Origin of the sequence: Zhongshania sp. (assembly GCF_041584495.1) — a bacterium.
Lineage (GTDB): Bacteria > Pseudomonadota > Gammaproteobacteria > Pseudomonadales > Spongiibacteraceae > Spongiibacter.
Genome location: NZ_JBFHDY010000078.1, coordinates 1 through 16,906 on the forward strand (window position 1 = coordinate 1; position 16,906 = coordinate 16,906).

At 50.6% G+C, this 16,906-nt stretch carries 14 protein-coding genes, 1 tRNA gene and 1 pseudogene; 5 read left to right on the plus strand and 11 right to left on the minus strand.

Going from position 1 to position 16,906, the window contains the following annotated elements:
* Positions 1-424: 424 nt before the first annotated feature.
* Complete coding sequence (gene acnB, locus ABYP33_RS12640) at positions 425-3,052, minus strand: bifunctional aconitate hydratase 2/2-methylisocitrate dehydratase (protein ID WP_373091354.1); 2,628 nt, start codon at positions 3,050-3,052, stop codon at positions 425-427.
* Between the two features lie 352 nt (positions 3,053-3,404).
* On the opposite strand from acnB, the gene ABYP33_RS12645 reads away from it, so the two are divergent.
* On the plus strand, positions 3,405-3,863 hold the full coding sequence (locus tag ABYP33_RS12645; protein ID WP_373091379.1) for a DUF1289 domain-containing protein: 459 nt from the start codon (positions 3,405-3,407) through the stop codon (positions 3,861-3,863).
* A 97-nt stretch (positions 3,864-3,960) separates the two neighbouring features.
* On the plus strand, positions 3,961-4,569 hold the full coding sequence (locus ABYP33_RS12650) for a tRNA-(ms[2]io[6]A)-hydroxylase (RefSeq protein WP_373091356.1): 609 nt from the start codon (positions 3,961-3,963) through the stop codon (positions 4,567-4,569).
* A 153-nt stretch (positions 4,570-4,722) separates the two neighbouring features.
* Here the strand turns inward: ABYP33_RS12650 and ABYP33_RS12655 are convergent.
* The 7 genes and pseudogenes from ABYP33_RS12655 to ABYP33_RS12685 all read right to left on the minus strand — a co-directional run.
* A pseudogene (locus ABYP33_RS12655) lies at positions 4,723-5,211 on the minus strand (ANTAR domain-containing response regulator); the annotation flags it as partial.
* A gap of 8 nt (positions 5,212-5,219) precedes the next feature.
* Entirely contained in the window at positions 5,220-6,518 is a 1,299-nt protein-coding gene (locus tag ABYP33_RS12660; RefSeq protein ID WP_373091358.1) for a CmpA/NrtA family ABC transporter substrate-binding protein, read from the minus strand.
* 1 nt (position 6,519) lies between these two features.
* A complete protein-coding gene (locus tag ABYP33_RS12665; protein ID WP_373091360.1) occupies positions 6,520-7,371 on the minus strand; it encodes an ABC transporter ATP-binding protein in 852 nt (283 codons plus the stop codon).
* Between the two features lie 16 nt (positions 7,372-7,387).
* Entirely contained in the window at positions 7,388-8,401 is a 1,014-nt protein-coding gene (locus tag ABYP33_RS12670) for an ABC transporter permease (protein ID WP_373091362.1), read from the minus strand.
* A 42-nt stretch (positions 8,402-8,443) separates the two neighbouring features.
* Entirely contained in the window at positions 8,444-9,808 is a 1,365-nt protein-coding gene (locus tag ABYP33_RS12675) for a CmpA/NrtA family ABC transporter substrate-binding protein (protein ID WP_373091364.1), read from the minus strand.
* 302 nt (positions 9,809-10,110) lie between these two features.
* A complete protein-coding gene (locus tag ABYP33_RS12680; RefSeq protein WP_373091365.1) occupies positions 10,111-10,848 on the minus strand; it encodes a UDP-2,3-diacylglucosamine diphosphatase in 738 nt (245 codons plus the stop codon).
* Between the two features lie 7 nt (positions 10,849-10,855).
* The gene (locus ABYP33_RS12685; protein ID WP_373091367.1) at positions 10,856-11,350 is read right to left on the minus strand and encodes a peptidylprolyl isomerase; all 495 of its coding nucleotides are present in this window, start codon (positions 11,348-11,350) and stop codon (positions 10,856-10,858) included.
* A gap of 152 nt (positions 11,351-11,502) precedes the next feature.
* Here ABYP33_RS12685 and ABYP33_RS12690 point away from each other — a divergent pair, with 152 nt between their 5' ends.
* Positions 11,503-13,185 carry a glutamine--tRNA ligase/YqeY domain fusion protein gene (locus ABYP33_RS12690; RefSeq protein WP_373091369.1) on the plus strand — a complete coding sequence of 561 codons (1,683 nt, stop codon included), beginning with the start codon at positions 11,503-11,505 and terminating at the stop codon, positions 13,183-13,185.
* A 167-nt stretch (positions 13,186-13,352) separates the two neighbouring features.
* The gene (gene cysS / locus ABYP33_RS12695; protein WP_373091372.1) at positions 13,353-14,756 is read left to right on the plus strand and encodes a cysteine--tRNA ligase; all 1,404 of its coding nucleotides are present in this window, start codon (positions 13,353-13,355) and stop codon (positions 14,754-14,756) included.
* A gap of 16 nt (positions 14,757-14,772) precedes the next feature.
* Here cysS and ABYP33_RS12700 read toward each other — a convergent pair whose 3' ends face one another.
* Genes ABYP33_RS12700 through folD form a run of 3 tightly spaced genes read right to left on the minus strand, consistent with a single transcriptional unit; the run spans position 14,773 to position 16,647 of the window.
* On the minus strand, positions 14,773-15,141 hold the full coding sequence (locus ABYP33_RS12700; RefSeq protein ID WP_373091374.1) for a VanZ family protein: 369 nt from the start codon (positions 15,139-15,141) through the stop codon (positions 14,773-14,775).
* The gene (locus ABYP33_RS12705; RefSeq protein WP_373091376.1) at positions 15,138-15,788 is read right to left on the minus strand and encodes a lysophospholipid acyltransferase family protein; all 651 of its coding nucleotides are present in this window, start codon (positions 15,786-15,788) and stop codon (positions 15,138-15,140) included. The genes ABYP33_RS12700 and ABYP33_RS12705 overlap by 4 nt, the downstream gene beginning before the upstream one ends.
* A 13-nt stretch (positions 15,789-15,801) precedes the next feature.
* Complete coding sequence (gene folD, locus ABYP33_RS12710; RefSeq protein WP_373091377.1) at positions 15,802-16,647, minus strand: bifunctional methylenetetrahydrofolate dehydrogenase/methenyltetrahydrofolate cyclohydrolase FolD; 846 nt, start codon at positions 16,645-16,647, stop codon at positions 15,802-15,804.
* Between the two features lie 168 nt (positions 16,648-16,815).
* Here folD and ABYP33_RS12715 point away from each other — a divergent pair.
* A tRNA-Pro gene (locus tag ABYP33_RS12715) sits at positions 16,816-16,892 on the plus strand.
* The last annotated feature ends 14 nt before the right edge of the window (positions 16,893-16,906 follow it).

Below are 16,906 nucleotides of genomic sequence, written 5' to 3' on the forward strand. Positions count from 1 at the left end.
GCTTTCTTGCGCGTCAGGGTCTTGAGCAGCACAAACCGGATCAACCGTTGTTTGGCCACATACAGTGCTTGCAGCACAGGGTAATCGGCCAAATAGTGCATAAGGTTGGCGTGCTGATCATCCCGCAAATTCCACTGATGAAAGCCGATGTCCCCCGGTTATGATGAAGAGCCGCCGAATGCTTGTTTAATTGGAAAGCCGTCAGGTTGATTCCACCCGTTCGAGAGGGAGATTTTGAGGAAAGGAGCTGAGATTGGAAAAATTGAATAGATCGGTTAAATCAAGAAAATCATTCTGAAGAGGTATAAAAAAATCCGATACCATACGGGATATCGGATTTTCTTAAACCTTGCTGTCAACTTATATTCTTAAGTAAACAGCATTGCGCCCGAAGGCGGCTCTGTCAACAACGTAAGTCTAAGGCTTACATCGATACCTCAGTAATTTCTACTGATGCAATACGCTTACCTTCTTCCGCACCTTTCTGGAAAGACGCAATTTGATCGAAGTTCATGTAGCGATAAATCTCGCCAGACATGGCATCCAGATCTTTGCAGTATTCCATATACTCAGTCGGTGTTGGCAGGCGGCCCAAGATCGCGCCAACCGATGCTAATTCAGCAGAGGTCAGGTAAACATTGGCGCCATTACCAAGACGGTTGGGGAAGTTACGCGTTGAGGTAGACAGTACAGTAGCGCCATCGGCAACACGTGCTTGGTTACCCATGCACAGTGAACAACCTGGCATTTCGGTGCGTGCACCAGAGGCGCCGAAGATGTTGTAGTAGCCTTCTTCCATCAGGGTGTGCTGATCCATTTTAGTCGGTGGCGAGATCCACAGCCGGGTGTTCAGCGTGCCTTTATTGGCGTCTAGTAGCTTGCCAGCGGCGCGGAAGTGACCGATGTTGGTCATGCAGCTACCGATGAAGACTTCGTCTACTTTGTCGCCGGCAACTTCAGACAGCAACTTAGCGTCGTCTGGGTCGTTAGGGCAGCAAACTACAGGCTCTTTCAGTTGGTCTAGGTCGATTTCGATAACGGCAGCGTACTCGGCGTCGGCATCGCCTTCGAGCAGGCTTGGGTTAGCCAGCCATGCTTCCATATTGGCGGCGCGGCGCTCTAGGGTGCGTGGGTCGCCGTAGCCTTCGCTTACCATCCAGCGTAGTAGGGTGATGTTAGAGCGCAGATATTCAGAGATCTCTGCAATGTCTTGCTTGATGGTACAGCCAGCGGCTGAACGCTCTGCTGAGGCGTCAGACAATTCAAATGCCTGTTCAACAGTCAGGCCCGCCAAGCCTTCGATTTCAAGAATGCGGCCTGAGAAGATGTTCTTCTTGCCTTTTTTCTCAACGGTCAGGTGGCCTTCTTTAATGGCTTGGTAAGGAATGGCGTGAACCAGGTCGCGCAGGGTAATGCCAGGTTGCATTTTGCCTTTAAAGCGAACCAGCACTGATTCGGGCATATCCAGTGGCATAACGCCGGTGGCAGCTGCGAAGGCAACTAGACCAGAACCCGCAGGGAAAGAGATACCCATCGGGAAGCGAGTGTGGGAGTCACCACCGGTGCCAACAGTGTCTGGCAGCAACATGCGGTTCAACCAGCTGTGGATGATACCGTCGCCGGGGCGCAGTGAAACACCGCCGCGGGTCATGATGAAGTCTGGCAGGTTGTGCTGGGTGTCGATGTCGATTGGCTTGGGGTAAGCCGCAGTGTGACAGAACGACTGCATGGTCAGGTCGGCGGAGAAACCGAGGCAGGCCAAGTCTTTCAGCTCGTCGCGGGTCATCGGGCCAGTGGTGTCCTGTGAACCTACGGTGGTCATTTTGGGTTCGCAGTAGGTACCGGGACGAATGCCTTGGCCTTCTGGTAAACCACAGGCGCGACCAACCATTTTCTGGGCCAATGTGTAGCCTTTGCCTGTGTCGGCGGGCTGCTCGGGCAGGCGGAACAGAGTCGAGGTGGGCAGGCCCAGTGATTCACGGGCTTTAGCTGTTAGGCCGCGACCGATAATCAGGTTAATACGGCCGCCAGCGCGAACTTCGTCAAGCAGTACGGGTGATTTCAGTTCGAAGGTGCTCAGGGTGGCGCCAGTTTCAACATTCTTGATGACGCCGTCGTAGGGGCGGATTTCAATTACGTCGCCCATGTTCAGATCGTCAACGGGGGCTTCAAATACCAGTGCGCCTGCGTCTTCCATGGTGTTGTAGAAGATAGGGGCTACTTTACTACCGATACAAATGCCGCCGGAGCGCTTATTCGGCACGCCAGGCATATCGTCGCCGAAGAACCACAGGACCGAGTTAGTTGCTGATTTACGTGAAGAGCCGGTACCAACAACATCGCCGACGAAGGCAATGGGGTGGCCTTTTTCTTTCAGGGTGTCGATCAATTTAAGAGGGCCAACACTGCCTTGCACGTCAGGCTTTATCCCGTCGCGTTCCATTTTGAACATTGCCAGTGCGTGTAGTGGAATGTCTGGGCGCGACCATGCGTCTGGTGCAGGTGACAGGTCATCGGTATTGGTTTCGCCGGTGACTTTAAATACGGTGTTAACAATGCTTTCGGCAACTTCAGGGCGGCTGGTGAACCACTCTGCGTCGGCCCAGCTTTGAATAACTTCTTTTGCCAGTGCGTTACCAGCCTTGGACTTTTCTTCTACGTCGTGGAAGGCATCAAACATCAGTAATGTGTGTTTAAGCTCTTCTGCGGCGAGTTTAGCTAGATCCGCGTGGTCGAGGAGTTCAACCAGAGTCACAATATTGTAGCCGCCGTGCATATTGCCCAGCAGTTTAACTGCTTCTTCTTTGCTTAGAAGCGGGCTATTGGCTTCACCTTTTACGATGGCAGATAGAAAGCCAGCTTTCACGTAGGCGGCTTCGTCAACACCGGGTGGTACACGGTTGGATATCAGGTCAACAAGGGTTGCTTCTTCGCCAGCTGGCGGGTTTTTGAGCAATTCAATTAGGCCCGCGACTTGTTCAGCGTTGAGTGGCTGGGGAACAATGCCTTGCGCGGCGCGTTCGTCGACGTGTTTCCGGTATGCTTCGAGCACAGTGTAACTCCTCTTTTCAGTTTCGGTACCCGTATCCACCGGGATCGCCGGGGCCGGGGCTATCGATGCCCATCATCGATACGAAATAGGGGGCTGCAAGTATACTGAAAAACCACACAGACGTTAAGGAATCTCTTTAGAAGTAGTTGCTTGGCCAGTCTTTCTTCGCCTCGTCATACGCCCGACGTCAGGGGTCTGACGATTTGCGGTCTTTGCTGTAGCTTGGGGCGAGGGGATTTAGATAGTAATATTGTCGCCTTCCATTATTGACCACGCTTGCCAGCTCCTAGGGTGCTGGCTTACCCTTTACGCCTGTATTTGCCCTATTTACTTGGAGTCTGGTTTGGCTGTTGTGCGTCCTCGCGTAGTAACCCCTTGTATCGGCGTTTGTTCAACGGCGCTGGGCGATGAGGTGTGCCGAGGCTGCAAACGCTATAGTCATGAGGTAATTGACTGGAATAGCTACAGTGATGGGCAAAAGCAAATTATTGATGAGCGTTTAGACGGATTTTTAGTGCAGGTCATGGAGAATAAACTGCATATTAATGACGCTAAACTCTTGGCGTGGCAGTTGCAAACCCAGCGAATCCGCTATCCTGCCCATAAAAGCCCGTATATTTGGCTTTTTCAGTTGTTGCGAGCGGGCGCGGGGCAAATTAGTGACTGCGGCCAGTTTGGCTTTAGTGTTGATGTTGAATACCGCGACGAATCGTTAATGGCACTGCGGGGCATGATTGATCGCGAACATTACTTGCTATCGGAAGCTTATTATCAGCGTTATATAGGTCGCTATTTACATCGCGAGCTTTAGGCTTGAACTTATTGCTCTCGCTAGCCCTGAAATACATCTTAATTTTGCTATACTGCGCCGGTTTTCTTGCCTAGCTTTGGATTGGATGCGCTTTACCATGTCTGTTGATATTAGTGAAATACTTGAATTCCTCCCGTGTGAAACGCCCCAGGGCTGGGTAGACGCCGCGCTGCGCTTCCCCGAGGAAATGCTGATTGATCACGCTAATTGCGAGAAAAAGGCAGCCGGTACCGCATTAAACCTGATGTTTCGCTATGTAGATAAGCCGGACCTGCTGATGAAAATGTCTAAATTGGCGCGGGAAGAACTGCGCCATTTTGAGCAGGTTATGGGTATTATGAAAAAGCGCGGCATTGAATATCGGCATCTATCCTCGGCCAATTACGCCAACGGGCTGCGTACAGGTGCGCGCACCAGTGACCCCCATAAATTGGTCGATATCTTGATTATTGGCGCGTTTATCGAAGCGCGCTCGTGCGAGCGTTTTGCAAAAATAGCCCCTTTGTTAGACCCAGAATTGGGCGCGTTTTACCACTCGCTGCTGAAGTCTGAGGCACGACATTTTAAGGATTATTTGGCACTGGCAGAACGCTATGCAGTAGAACCAATCGCGCCGCGAGTGGCTTTTTTTCGAGAAAAAGAGCAGCACTTAATCGAAACGGTAGAAGAAGAGTTTCGTTTCCACAGCGGCCCGCTGGCGGCCTGAAGTATGTCTTTGCGTCGCCCGTCAAGCATAAGGCCTTCGCTGCTCGCCAGTGTATATTTGGGCATAGCCGGTTTAAATAAAAGATCCTGTATCTAGGAGTTGCCGCGCTACCTCCGTAACCGGTTTGCGTTGCCGGTCAGCATTTTTGCTGAGCAGATCGCTGGCTTGGTGCTCTGCCAAGCCATAGGTTTCCATAATAAATTTCTTGGCTTTATTTAGTGCTTGTCGGGCTTCAATTATGGGTTTTATGTGTTCAGCTTCGTAGCGCAATTGGTCGATGCTGTGGAAATAGGCAATGGCTATGTCGATTAAGGCTTGCAATAGCGCGGTGGGAACCGCATCGATGGCATAAAGACTAATACCAGCTTCGGCGGCGAGGCGGTTGATGCCTTCGGAGTGCGTGTTTTCTAATTTAATGACAGTGCGTGGTGCATTTTTCTGAAGTTGAGCCAAGTGTTCTAGGGTGTCGCGATTGGGCGAATTGGTGTCGACAAGAATGATTTCTGGGTGCATTTCGCCGACTAATTGGTAAATATCCGCGTTGCTGTTGTTAATGGTAATCATGTCAATGCCGGTCCAGGCAATGATGGGTGCAAGCTTGTTGGCGCGAATATCGTCAACATCAATCAATAGCAGTTTCATGAAGCGAGTTATACCTCTTTTTGGGCGTTAATTAGCCGTAGCGCGGGAATGTCTGCCTTCGAAAGATTTTGTTTTTCTAAATACTTAATAATGCCGCCGACGCTAATAATTTGTCCGTCTAAAAATTGATTGGGGCCGATGTGCTGGGATTTTGTCAACATCATTTTTTCATGTAAATTGCCCTCGGTTTTTCGGTCGATGCTGGGGCTTTCAATGCCAAGTGCTGCCGCGGCTATCCGAAATAGGCCGGGCTTGTACACAGCGGCGACGGTTTCTTCTATATTGACTGGCGTAGTTAATTGACCCCAACGGTACATTTGTGAAATAAACCACTCGGCGTGATTTAGCCAAGGAAAGTTGGCTGAATAACGGTGAAAAACGTGGAAGTCTTCTACTTTTTCTGGCGGCAGGCCATGATGCTTTAGGGATGAACCCATCAATGATAGGGCAACTGTTTCCTCTGGCAGGGCGATATATGCCGCTTGGCTGATGATTTTAGCGGTGAGCCTGCGGTTTTCTTTTTTATCCAACCAGATGCATGCTTTGATCAAGGCTCTCAATAAAGCTTGGTGAGTGGCGGGGTTTTCTTTAGACCAACTTTCACTTACGGCGAATACTTTTTCTGGACTGTTGTTCCATAGCTGGTATTTGGTGGCGACCACATGACCAATTTGTTGTTGCACTGCAAGGGTGTTCCAAGGCTCACCAACACAGAATCCGTGGATGTCACCGTCGGTCATCGCGGTGACCATTTTCGGTGGTGGAATGACTACAATTTCGACATCGCGGTCGGGATCAATACCTGCACTGGCTAACCAGTAGCGCAATTCATAACTCTGGGTGGAGCAAGGGTAAACGACCCCAAATCGCAATTTTGGGCGTTTACTCCGTTTGTTTTCTTCTATTAGACATTGCAAAGCCTGTGCGGCTATTAGGGGGCTGAATTCGCTGCGCGAATCAATTTCATAGAGGTGGTCGTAAAGTTGATTGTTAACGGTAATGGCGTTGCCATTGAGGTCGAGCACCATGGCGCTGACCATGTCTATTTTAGGGCCGCCCACGCCAATGCGCGAAGCGACGGGTATGGACGCCAACATTTGTGCGCCATCCAAAATACCGAGTCCCACTTTGTCGCGAATACCGGCCCAAGACACCTCCCTAGAGAGGGTGACGTTGAGTCCCTCGCTCAGGAAGTAGCCCTTTTCGTGGGCGATCACCAGCGGTGCGCAATCTGTCAGCGGAATGAAGCCGAGAGTGACGTCGGCTTTCTCTAAATGGAGTCCGTTCTTATTGTGGATGGCGCCCATATTATGCCCCTACAGCTTTTTTAACGTCGGTTAGTGATTCCGCTGACGCGAGTTGCGGCGGTGATGCTGCTTTTTTTGCTTGCTTTTGGTGCAAGAAAGTCAGCACTGCAGCACGATAGTGGTTGTAGTTTGGGTTGTCTGCCAAGCCTAAACGATCTCTGGGGCGGGGGAGGTCGATGTTAAGAATTTCCCCAACTTTGGCTGCGGGGCCATTGGTCATCATGACGATGCGATCTGATAGGAGCACGGCTTCATCGACATCGTGGGTGATAAGGATAACGGTGTTATTAAGTTCGGCCTGAATCTCCATGAGTGCGTCTTGTAGGTGGGCGCGGGTTAATGCATCTAGCGCACCAAATGGTTCATCCATCAGCAATACTTTAGGTTCCATCGCCAGTGCCCGGGCAATGCCAACGCGTTGCTTCATGCCGCCAGAGATCTCAGAAGGGAGTTTGTGGCTGGCATGTGACATATGTACCAAGGCGAGGTTGTAGTCTACCCATTGGCGAATTTCGGCTTTGGTTTTTTTGCCTTTAAAGACCTGTTTAACGGCCAACTCAACATTTTCATACACCGTAAGCCACGGGAACAGGGAGTGATGTTGGAACACCACAGCACGATCTGGACCAGGCGCGTTAACTTCTTTGGACTCGAGTATCACCGCCCCTTCTGTTGCCTCGTAGAGGCCAGCAACAATATTGAGCACAGTCGATTTTCCACAACCTGAGTGGCCAATTAATGAGATGAACTCGCCACGGTTTATTTTTAAGTCCACTTTGTCTAAGGCTTTAAACGGGCCGGTTTTGGTGGGGAATTCAATGCTAATGTGTGAAATATCAAGATAAGTCGACATGTCGGCGTCCTTTGTTTCAAGCTTCGTCGTGGGCGATGATTTTGTGAAGGGTATGCATGAATGAGTCCAGAATGAATCCGACAAAGCCGATAGTGATGACTGCGACCATGATGCGGGCGAGAGATTCGGAACTGCCGTTTTGGAACTCATCCCATACAAACTTACCAAGCCCCGGGTTTTGGGCGAGCATTTCGGCTGCAATCAATACCATCCAACCAATGCCAAGGGAGATTCGCAGGCCAGTAAAGATCATCGGTAGTGCAGCGGGGATCGCGATTTTAGTAACCCGTGTCAACCAGCCGAGTTGAATGACACGGCCAACGTTGATTAGGTCTTTGTCGATATTGGCAACACCGACGGCGGTATTGATTAAGGTTGGCCACATGCAGCACAGCGTGACGGTGATAGCCGAGTTGATAAACGATTTAGATAGCAGGGGGTCATCGCTGACATAGACGGCGCTGACAACCATGGTTACCAGTGGGAGCCATGCAAGGGGCGACACGGGTTTGAGTATTTGAATGATTGGCGTAATGGCTGTGTTTAGTAGCGGGCTAAGACCGCAGGTTATACCGATGGGAACCGCGATAATCGATGCGATCAGAAAACCGGTAAAAACGGTTATGAGGCTAGTAATAATCTGGTCGAAATACGTCGGCTTGCCGGTGTAATCGCGAATCTTAATTTCGGCGTCTGGATTCCTTGCCAATTTTTCTTCGTTGCGTTTTGTTTGGCGTTCATAAAAGGCGACCGCCTTTTCACGTTCAACTAGGTGTTCGTGATACAGACCCTGCGCTGCTGAGACTACGGCTAGCGGGCCGGGAAAGGTCCCAAGACTAGTGTCAATGCGCGAAGCCGCCGTAGACCAGATGGCGAGAAATACCAAGATGGCGATCACTGGCAGGCCGATAAGTCGAACGATTTCCTGTGCTTGCTCGCGGGGATTCTCCCAGCTGGCAAGCTTAATGAGTGGGACTAGCCATGCGAAACCTGCAACACTTAAATAATGCAGGGTGTTTTGTTTAAACATAGGTGCTCCTTTTGCCCCGCTGCGCGCAGCGGGGCAGTGCGACTACTTCAGCGTGTCTTTTGGTTTTAGACCAATACTGAATTTTGAGATGTATTCATTGGGCTTTTTGCCATCGTAGGTGATGCCATCAATGAACTCAGATTGAGGTGGTTTAAAGCCGGATTCGGTCGCGAAGTTTGGGAACTCGCTGGCGCTGACCTTGCCTTCGGCGATTAATTGTTCCGCGGCTTTGCGGTATATATCTGGGCGGTAAACTTTCTTGGCGATTTCCATATACCAGCTGTCGGGTTTGTGCTCAGGAATTTGGCCCCAACGGCGCATTTGGGTGAGGTACCAAATCGCATCAGAGTAGTACGGGAAGGTGGCGTTGTGACGGAAGAACACGTTGAAGTCAGGGACGTCGCGTTTATCGCCCTTTTCATACTCAAACGTGCCGGTCATCGAGTTGGCGATAACGTCGTAGTCGGCGCCGACATAAGCTGATTTAGCGAGGATTTTAACGGCTTCTGGGCGGTTGGCGTTATTGTTGTCGTCCAGCCATTTAGCGGCGCGGATCATGGCCTTGACGACGGCAATGTGGGTGTTTGGGTATTTCTCAGCCCACTCATTGCTCACGCCAAAGACTTTTTCGGGGTTGTTTTTCCAAATTTCATAATCGGTAATAACCGGAACGCCAATGCCCTTGAATACGGCTTGCTGATTCCAGGGTTCACCGACGCAGTAGCCGTATATCGTCCCGGCCTCCATCGTCGCTGGCATTTGCGGTGGCGGGGTAACAGATAGCAGGGCATCGGCATCTATTTGCCCGCTGGTATCCCCTTTTAGTGGGGCGTAGTAACCGGGATGAATTCCGCCCGCCGCTAACCAGTAGCGCAGTTCATAGTTGTGAGTAGAAACCGGAAACACCATGCCCATTTTAAAGGGCTTACCTTCTGCTTTGTATTTAGCAACAACGGGTTTCAGGGCGTCTGCTTTGATCGGGTGTACAGGCTTGCCATCGGCTTGTTTGGGGATGTGGGGCTTCATGTCTTCCCAAACACTGTTGGAAACGGTTATGCCGTTGCCGTTGAGATCCATGCTGAAAGCGGTAATGATGTGGGCTTGGGTGCCAAAGCCGATAGTGGCGCCGAGGGGCTGTCCAGCCAGCATGTGCGCGCCGTCTAATTCACCGTCTATGACACGATCAAGGAGTACTTTCCAATTAGCCTGGGCTTCAAGGCTGACGTATAAGCCTTCGTCTTCGAAGTAGCCCTTTTCGTAAGCAATGGCCAGTGGCGCCATGTCAGTAAGTTTGATAAAGCCGAAATTTAACTCTTCTTTCTCGAGTTCGGTGGCTATTGCAAAGCAGGTACTGGTTAAGGCGAGGGCGCCGACTGTGCATTTTTTGAGGCTATGATACCAAGGCATTTATCTGTCTCCGGGTGAGTGACGGTTGCCTGGATGTGATCAGCATCGCGGCGTCCGTTTTCGTAACACCACCAATCTTGGCGGGCTGCGTTATGGATCAGAACGTTCTGCTTAGAAGTTAGCAATAGCTATGCCATGAGCATTATTTTTAATAAAAACAGTGTTTTAGGGTTTTTTTGTGCGGCGTCTGCGCTGGCGCAGTGCGCCAAATGGGTGCTACTTAATTTGAGTGTGCTACGAAGGCGATGTTCAAAATGGTGCAGGTCAGCGTCGCTAGGACGCTGAGGAGAGAAGGTTTGGTGTTAGTACATTGCGTTTGAAAAGGGGATTTCTGTTAGTGTTAGGCCATTGCTGTCTGCAATTAAAAACCACGCGGCGCGATCCCAGTCGCCGAGAACAATGCGTTCTGCTGGCTTGCCATCAATGTTGAGAGCGTGGCGCATTGGTCGGTGGGTGTGGCCGTGAATTAAGCGATGACAGTTGTGGGTCTGCATTTCGCGAATGACGTCATTGGGGTTCACATCCATGATGTCTTCGGCCTTATTGCTATTGGCCTCGCTACTGGCCATGCGCAGGTGTTGTGCTATGACACGGCGCTCTTCTAGCGGTTTGGCTAGGGCAGCTTTCTGCCAAAGCGCTGAGCGCAGCATTTTACGAAGCTGCATGTATTCTTGGTCGCCGCTGCACAGGCTATCACCGTGCATGAGAAGGGTGGCTTCACTGTTTAACTCAATAACTGTGGGGTCATTGAGAAGTTGTGCGCCAACGGCGTCGCAGAATTGTTGACCTATAAGAAAGTCGCGATTGCCGTGCATGATATACAGGGCGACGCCGTTGCTTGTGAGGGCCTTGAGTTCTCTGCTGACGTCGTCGAGGAGCGGCGATTGGTCGTCGTCACCAATCCAGGCTTCAAAGAAATCGCCAAGTATGTATAAGGCTTGGGCTTTACTGGCGTGGCTATGCAAAAATTGAAAAAACGCCCGGCTGATATCCGGGCGATTTTCATCCAGATGAAGATCTGAGATAAAGAGGCTAATCATAGGGAGGTTAGTCTACCCAAACTGCTTTTTCGATGATGACATCTTCTACTGGAACATCTTGGTGTCCGGCGGCGCTACCAGTCTTTACGCCCTTGATTTTGTTGACTACGTCCATGCCGTCGGTGACTTTGGCGAATACCGCGTAGCCCCAGCCCTGCATGGTTTTGCTGCTGTGGTTCAGGAAGTCGTTATTCTTCACGTTAATGAAAAACTGTGAGCTGGCTGAATGTGGGTCTGAGGTGCGAGCCATAGACAGGGTGCCGACATCATTTTTCAAACCGTTGTCGGCTTCATTTTCGATGCTGGCACGAGTCGCTTTTTGTTTCATGCCGGGCTCAAAACCGCCGCCCTGGAGCATAAAGCCGTCGATTACGCGGTGGAAAATCGTGCCGTCGTAGTAGCCGTCAACAACGTATTGCTTGAAGTTTTCAGATGTCTTGGGCGCATTTTCGAAGTCTAGTTCAATGTTGATGTCGCCGAAATTTGTTTTGAAGATAATCATTTACGCTGATCTCGCTTATAACCAGAATTTAAAGCCGCTATAATACGACTTTTGGTTCCTCGGTGAAACCAACCTCGCTTTTGGCGTTTCAAATCCGTCAGCGGAACGTATTAACCCGCTTGCCGGAAAATGACGATTAACGGAATGATTCAATGACTGACACAGCAGTAACGGGCAATAATTTTCTGCGCACAATCATTAAAGAGGATATTGCCAGTGGGCGCCTAGCAGGTGAACTGGTAACCCGCTTTCCGCCGGAGCCAAACGGTTTCCTTCACATTGGGCATGCCAAATCCATTTGTTTGAATTTTGGCCTTGCAGAGCAATTTGGCGGTCGTTGCCATCTGCGCTTTGATGACACCAACCCTGCGAAAGAAGAGCAGGCCTATATTGATGCTATTCAGGAAGATATTCGCTGGTTGGGCTATGAGTGGTCAGGTCCGATTCGCTACGCTTCTGATTACTTCGACACCTTGTTTGAGTACGCCCAGCATTTAATCAGCACGGGCCATGCCTACGTTTGCGATTTAAGTGCCGATGAGGCCCGAGAATACCGTGGCACCCTTACCGAGCCAGGCCGAAATAGTCCTTACCGTGAGCGTAGTCCTGAAGAAAACCTAGCGCTGTTTTCCCGTATGCGCGACGGTGAGTTTGATGAGGGCAGCAAGGTGTTGCGCGCTAAAATTGATATGGCTGCTCCTAATATTAATTTGCGTGATCCCATCATTTATCGGATTCGCAAGGTTAGCCACCACCAGACCGGCGACAAATGGTGTATCTACCCCAACTACGACTTTACTCACGGTCAGTCCGACGCCTTGGAAGGGATCTCTCACTCCATCTGCACCTTAGAGTTTGAGGATCACCGCCCTTTATATGAATGGTTTTTGGCGCATTTGCCTGTGCCAGCTCAGCCTAAACAGTATGAATTTGCTCGTTTAAACATCAATTACACCGTGACCAGTAAGCGCAAGCTAAAAATGCTGGTGGACGAGAAGGTGGTTGATGGTTGGGATGATCCGCGGATGCCGACCATTGCAGGTATGCGTCGCCGTGGCTATACCGCCACCGCGCTCCGTAACTTTTGCGATATGGTCGGTGTGGCGCGCAGTGAAGGCGTGGTTGATATGGCCATGCTGGAACACGCTATTCGCGACGACCTCGACAAAAATGCGCCGCGGGCCATGTGTGTGATGGATCCGCTAAAATTGGTCATTACTAACTACCCAGAAGATAAGCTTGAACAGCTCACCGCACCTGGTCACCCGAACCGCGATGACCTTGGTGAGCGCACGCTGCCCTTTGGTCGCGAAGTGTATATTGAGCGCGAAGACTTCCGGGAGGAGGCCAATAAGAAATTTAAACGCTTGGTCTTAGGTAAAAAAGTGCGCCTGCGCAGCGCTTACGTTTTGCTTGCTGAATCTGTTGTTAAAGATGATGAGGGCAATATTATCGAGGTGCATTGTAGCTATGACGACGGCACCTTGGGTGAAGATCCTGCAGATGGCGTTAAGCCTAAAGGTGTTATTCACTGGGTTTCGGCGAGTCATGGCAAGCAGGCTGTAGTGCGCTTATACGACCGCCTGTTCACCCATGAGGCACCGGATCGTGGTGGCGAAGAGTTTTTAGATCACGTGAACCCCAACTCACTGATGGTATTAGAAAACTGTTGGATTGAACCGGGCTTAGCTGACGCTGAACCCGAAGCGCGTTTTCAGTTTGAACGCACCGGCTATTTTGTTGCTGATCGGTGCGAGCACAGCAGTGAGAAGCCGGTGTTTAATCGGGCGATTGCCCTGCGGGATACGTGGGGTAGTAAAGAGTCGGATGTCTGAGGTCGGACGTCGGGTGCGCAAGAAGCTTGACGGGAGACGCAAAGCTGCCTCTCGTTCAACCTTGGTTGTTCAGGTGGGAATATCTACATTTTAATTTATATGGCGGTTAAGGGTTTGATGTTTTTGTTAGCGTCTCCCGTCTCCCGTCCAGCATTAAGCGAATACTTATGAGCATACAAATCTATAACACCCTAAGCCGCAGCAAGCAGCCGCTAAAACCATTACAAGACGGCAAGATAGGCATGTATGTCTGTGGTATGACAGTTTATGACTACTGCCACTTGGGGCATGCGCGGGTGTTGGTGGCCTTTGATGTTATTACGCGATATTTGCGGGCCAAGACGTTTGAGGTGAATTACGTGCGCAATATCACCGACATCGACGACAAGATTTTGCGTCGCGCCACTGAAAACGGCGAGCCTTACGAGGCCTTGACTGAGCGCTTTATTGCGGCCATGAATGAAGATGCTGAGCGCCTTGGCATTATTGCGCCAGACCGTGAGCCACGGGCCACAGCGCATATCGGCGATATTATTGCCCTGATTACGCGCTTAATGGCTACTGGTCACGCCTATCAGGCGAGCAATGGTGATGTTTATTATCGGGTAACGTCGTTCGCGGACTATGGGAAGTTATCAGGTAAAAAGCCTGATGAGTTGCTGTCTGGTGCCCGTATTGCGGTGGATGAGGGCAAGGATGATCCTCGTGACTTCGCCCTGTGGAAGGCAGTCGATGACGGTACAACAAGTTGGTCGTCTCCCTGGGGGGAGGGGCGTCCCGGGTGGCATATTGAGTGCTCGGCAATGTCGACGTGCTGCTTGGGCGAGACCTTCGATATTCATGGCGGTGGGCCAGACTTGGTATTTCCTCACCACGAGAATGAAATTGCCCAGTCGGAAGCCGCCACCGGCAAGAAATACGCGCAAACGTGGATGCACGCCGGGGCAGTGCGGGTCGATAATGAGAAAATGTCTAAGTCCTTAGGTAATTTTTTCACCATTCGTGAGATTTTGGATAAATACCACCCTGAAGTGGTGCGCTATTTTTTGATCTCAAGTCATTATCGTAGTGCTATTAACTACTCGGAAGATAATTTGCAGATCGCGAAGCAGAACCTGGAGCGGTTCTATCACGCTTACAAGGGTTTGCCGCAAGTAATGCTAATTCCTTACGCGGACTTGCCTCAAGATAATGATTTTGTGCAGCGCTTTGATGCGGCAATGGCAGATGACTTTAATGTGCCGCTTGCCGTCGCGGTTTTATACGATATGGTGCGAGAGCTCAATACAGCGAAAGAGGCGGGCAATAATGAGCTTATTAGCTCTCTTGCTCAGCTTCTGAAATCTCTTGCCGCAGTTCTGGGTGTTTTACAGTTAGAAGCAGATGACTTTTTGCAGTCTGGCAGCGCAGATCAATTAGATGCCGCGAGTATAGAGGCCTTAATCGCCGAGCGTGTGCAGGCCAAGAAAGAGCGTCAGTTTGCCCGTGCCGATGAGATTCGCGATTCACTTAAAGCACAAGGCGTAATTTTAGAAGACAGTCGGGAAGGGACCACTTGGCGGCGTGATTAAGCGCCGTTGGTTTTTTCTAGCCTAAGGCTCGACGCTTACGCATCGCAAAATGCATTATAAGCCAGGCCATTAGGTAGCCACTTATTACTCCGAGGCTATTGGCAAAAACATCTTCAATCGATGTGTGGCGACCGGGGGACAGTTGCTGGGCGTATTCAACGGCAATGCTGTAAGCCACTATTCCCGCAGCGCTAGCCAAGCGCCAGCGGTGGTTATGGCCAAGCGGAAACGCCAGCATCATAAATAATAAATAAGCGCAAAAGTGCTCAAGCTTGTCCCATATATTCAGTGCTGGGCTCTGCTCAGCGGGGAGTAAGGACAGAACGGTAATAATAAGTGCGTAAGCCAAAAACAATAAAATGCGCTTGCGACGGCTTAAGCTCATTTAGGATTTCCATAGTCATCAGCCTGTAAGGCGAGTAGGCGTTGCTGTGCCTCGGCCACTACAATGCTTATATCTGTTTCGTTGGTATAATCTTCCATGGGGAAGCGTTCGTAATTAAAGCTAACAGTAGTAAAGGGGGTGGGTAGTTTGGTTTTGTCCCAGGTGCTTTCTAGCCGCAAGCCACGATATTCTGCGCGTATCAAGTAGAGAGGTAGCTTGGTTTTGCGTGCCAGCATAACTGCGCCTTCTTTCATTTCGTGTCGAGGGCCGCGCGAGCCGTCTACCGTAAAGGCAATGGTTTTGCCCTTGCGTGCTGATTTCATAAGCTGGAAGAACGCATCCATACCGCCTCGGCTACGTGAGCCCAGGGCGACTTCGTAGCCGTAGCGCTCCATCGCCTTGGCTATGGCATAGCCAAAGTGGTTTTGTGAAGCGATGGCGGTTACGTCGGCGTCACGGAAATAATGGATTAAGGGCATTAGTTCATCGTGATAGACTGCCATTACACAAGGGCGTTCAATATTGAGCTGATTTTTAAAGCGCAGGGTATTCATTACCCAGAAAAATAGCTGCAGTATCTCGGTTAAGATCCTGCGGGCTATTTTTTGGGTGGCACTGATTTTCTTGGGGGGTTTGATGCGTCCCATTGTGTTTTCCGGCTTAGCCTAGTGCTTTTTCGCCAGAATCAACACTCTGGAATATCAAGGTATTAATCGTCATTGGGCCGACACCGCCAGGTACAGGCGTATAAGCGCTGACGCGGTCGACTAAGGGGGCGAGCTCAATGTCGCCAACACCACCGGGGTGGTAGCCAGCGTCTACAACGACGGCGCCGTCTTTAATCCATTCGGCTTTAATAAACTCGGGCTTGCCTACCGCGCCAACTAGAATATCGGCTTGTTTAATAAGCTCTGGCAGGTTTTGAGTGCGGGAGTGGCAGATGGTCACGGTGGCGTTGGCCTCTAATAGCATCATGGCCATGGGTTTGCCCAAAATGGCGCTGCGCCCAACCACAACGGCGTGCTTGCCTTCTATGGCGATATTGTAGTGTTCAAGAATGCGCATAATGCCTTTAGGGGTGGCGCAGCCGTAAGCGTCTTCACCCATGGCTATACGGCCAAAGCCCAGGCAGGTAACACCATCGACATCTTTATGCAGCGCAATTGCATCAAAGCAGGCGCGTTCGTCAATTTGTTCGGGCACTGGGTGCTGGAGCAAAATGCCGTGTATGTCGGGGTTGTTGTTTAACTCATTTATTTTGGCCAGCAGCTGCTCGGTGGTGGTGGCTCCAGGCATTTCTACGGCGAGTGATTCCATGCCAACACGGCGGCAGGCATTACCTTTCATTTTTACGTAGGTGGCGGAGGCAGGGTCATCGCCAACCAATATTGTTGCTAATATAGGGCTTCTACCTGCACAGCTATTCTTGAGGGCGGTAACCCGCGCCGCCAGTTGTTCTTCCCAGCTTGCCGCCAGTGTTTTGCCATCTAAGATCAGAGCTGCCATGTCAAGTAGTCTCAAAAAAGGTGATTCAAATTAAGGTGTTATTGTCGCATGCTGCGAAACGGCAGGCCAACAAATGAAATGAAATAATTTTGTTAAAAGCGTTGACGGAGAAAGGACCGCTGCGTATTATGCCCACCTCCTGTAGCGAGGCATACGGGAAACGAAAAACGGGGTATAGCGCAGTCTGGTAGCGCGCCTGCTTTGGGAGCAGGATGTCGGGAGTTCGAATCTCTCTACCCCGACCATTTTTCGTATCTCA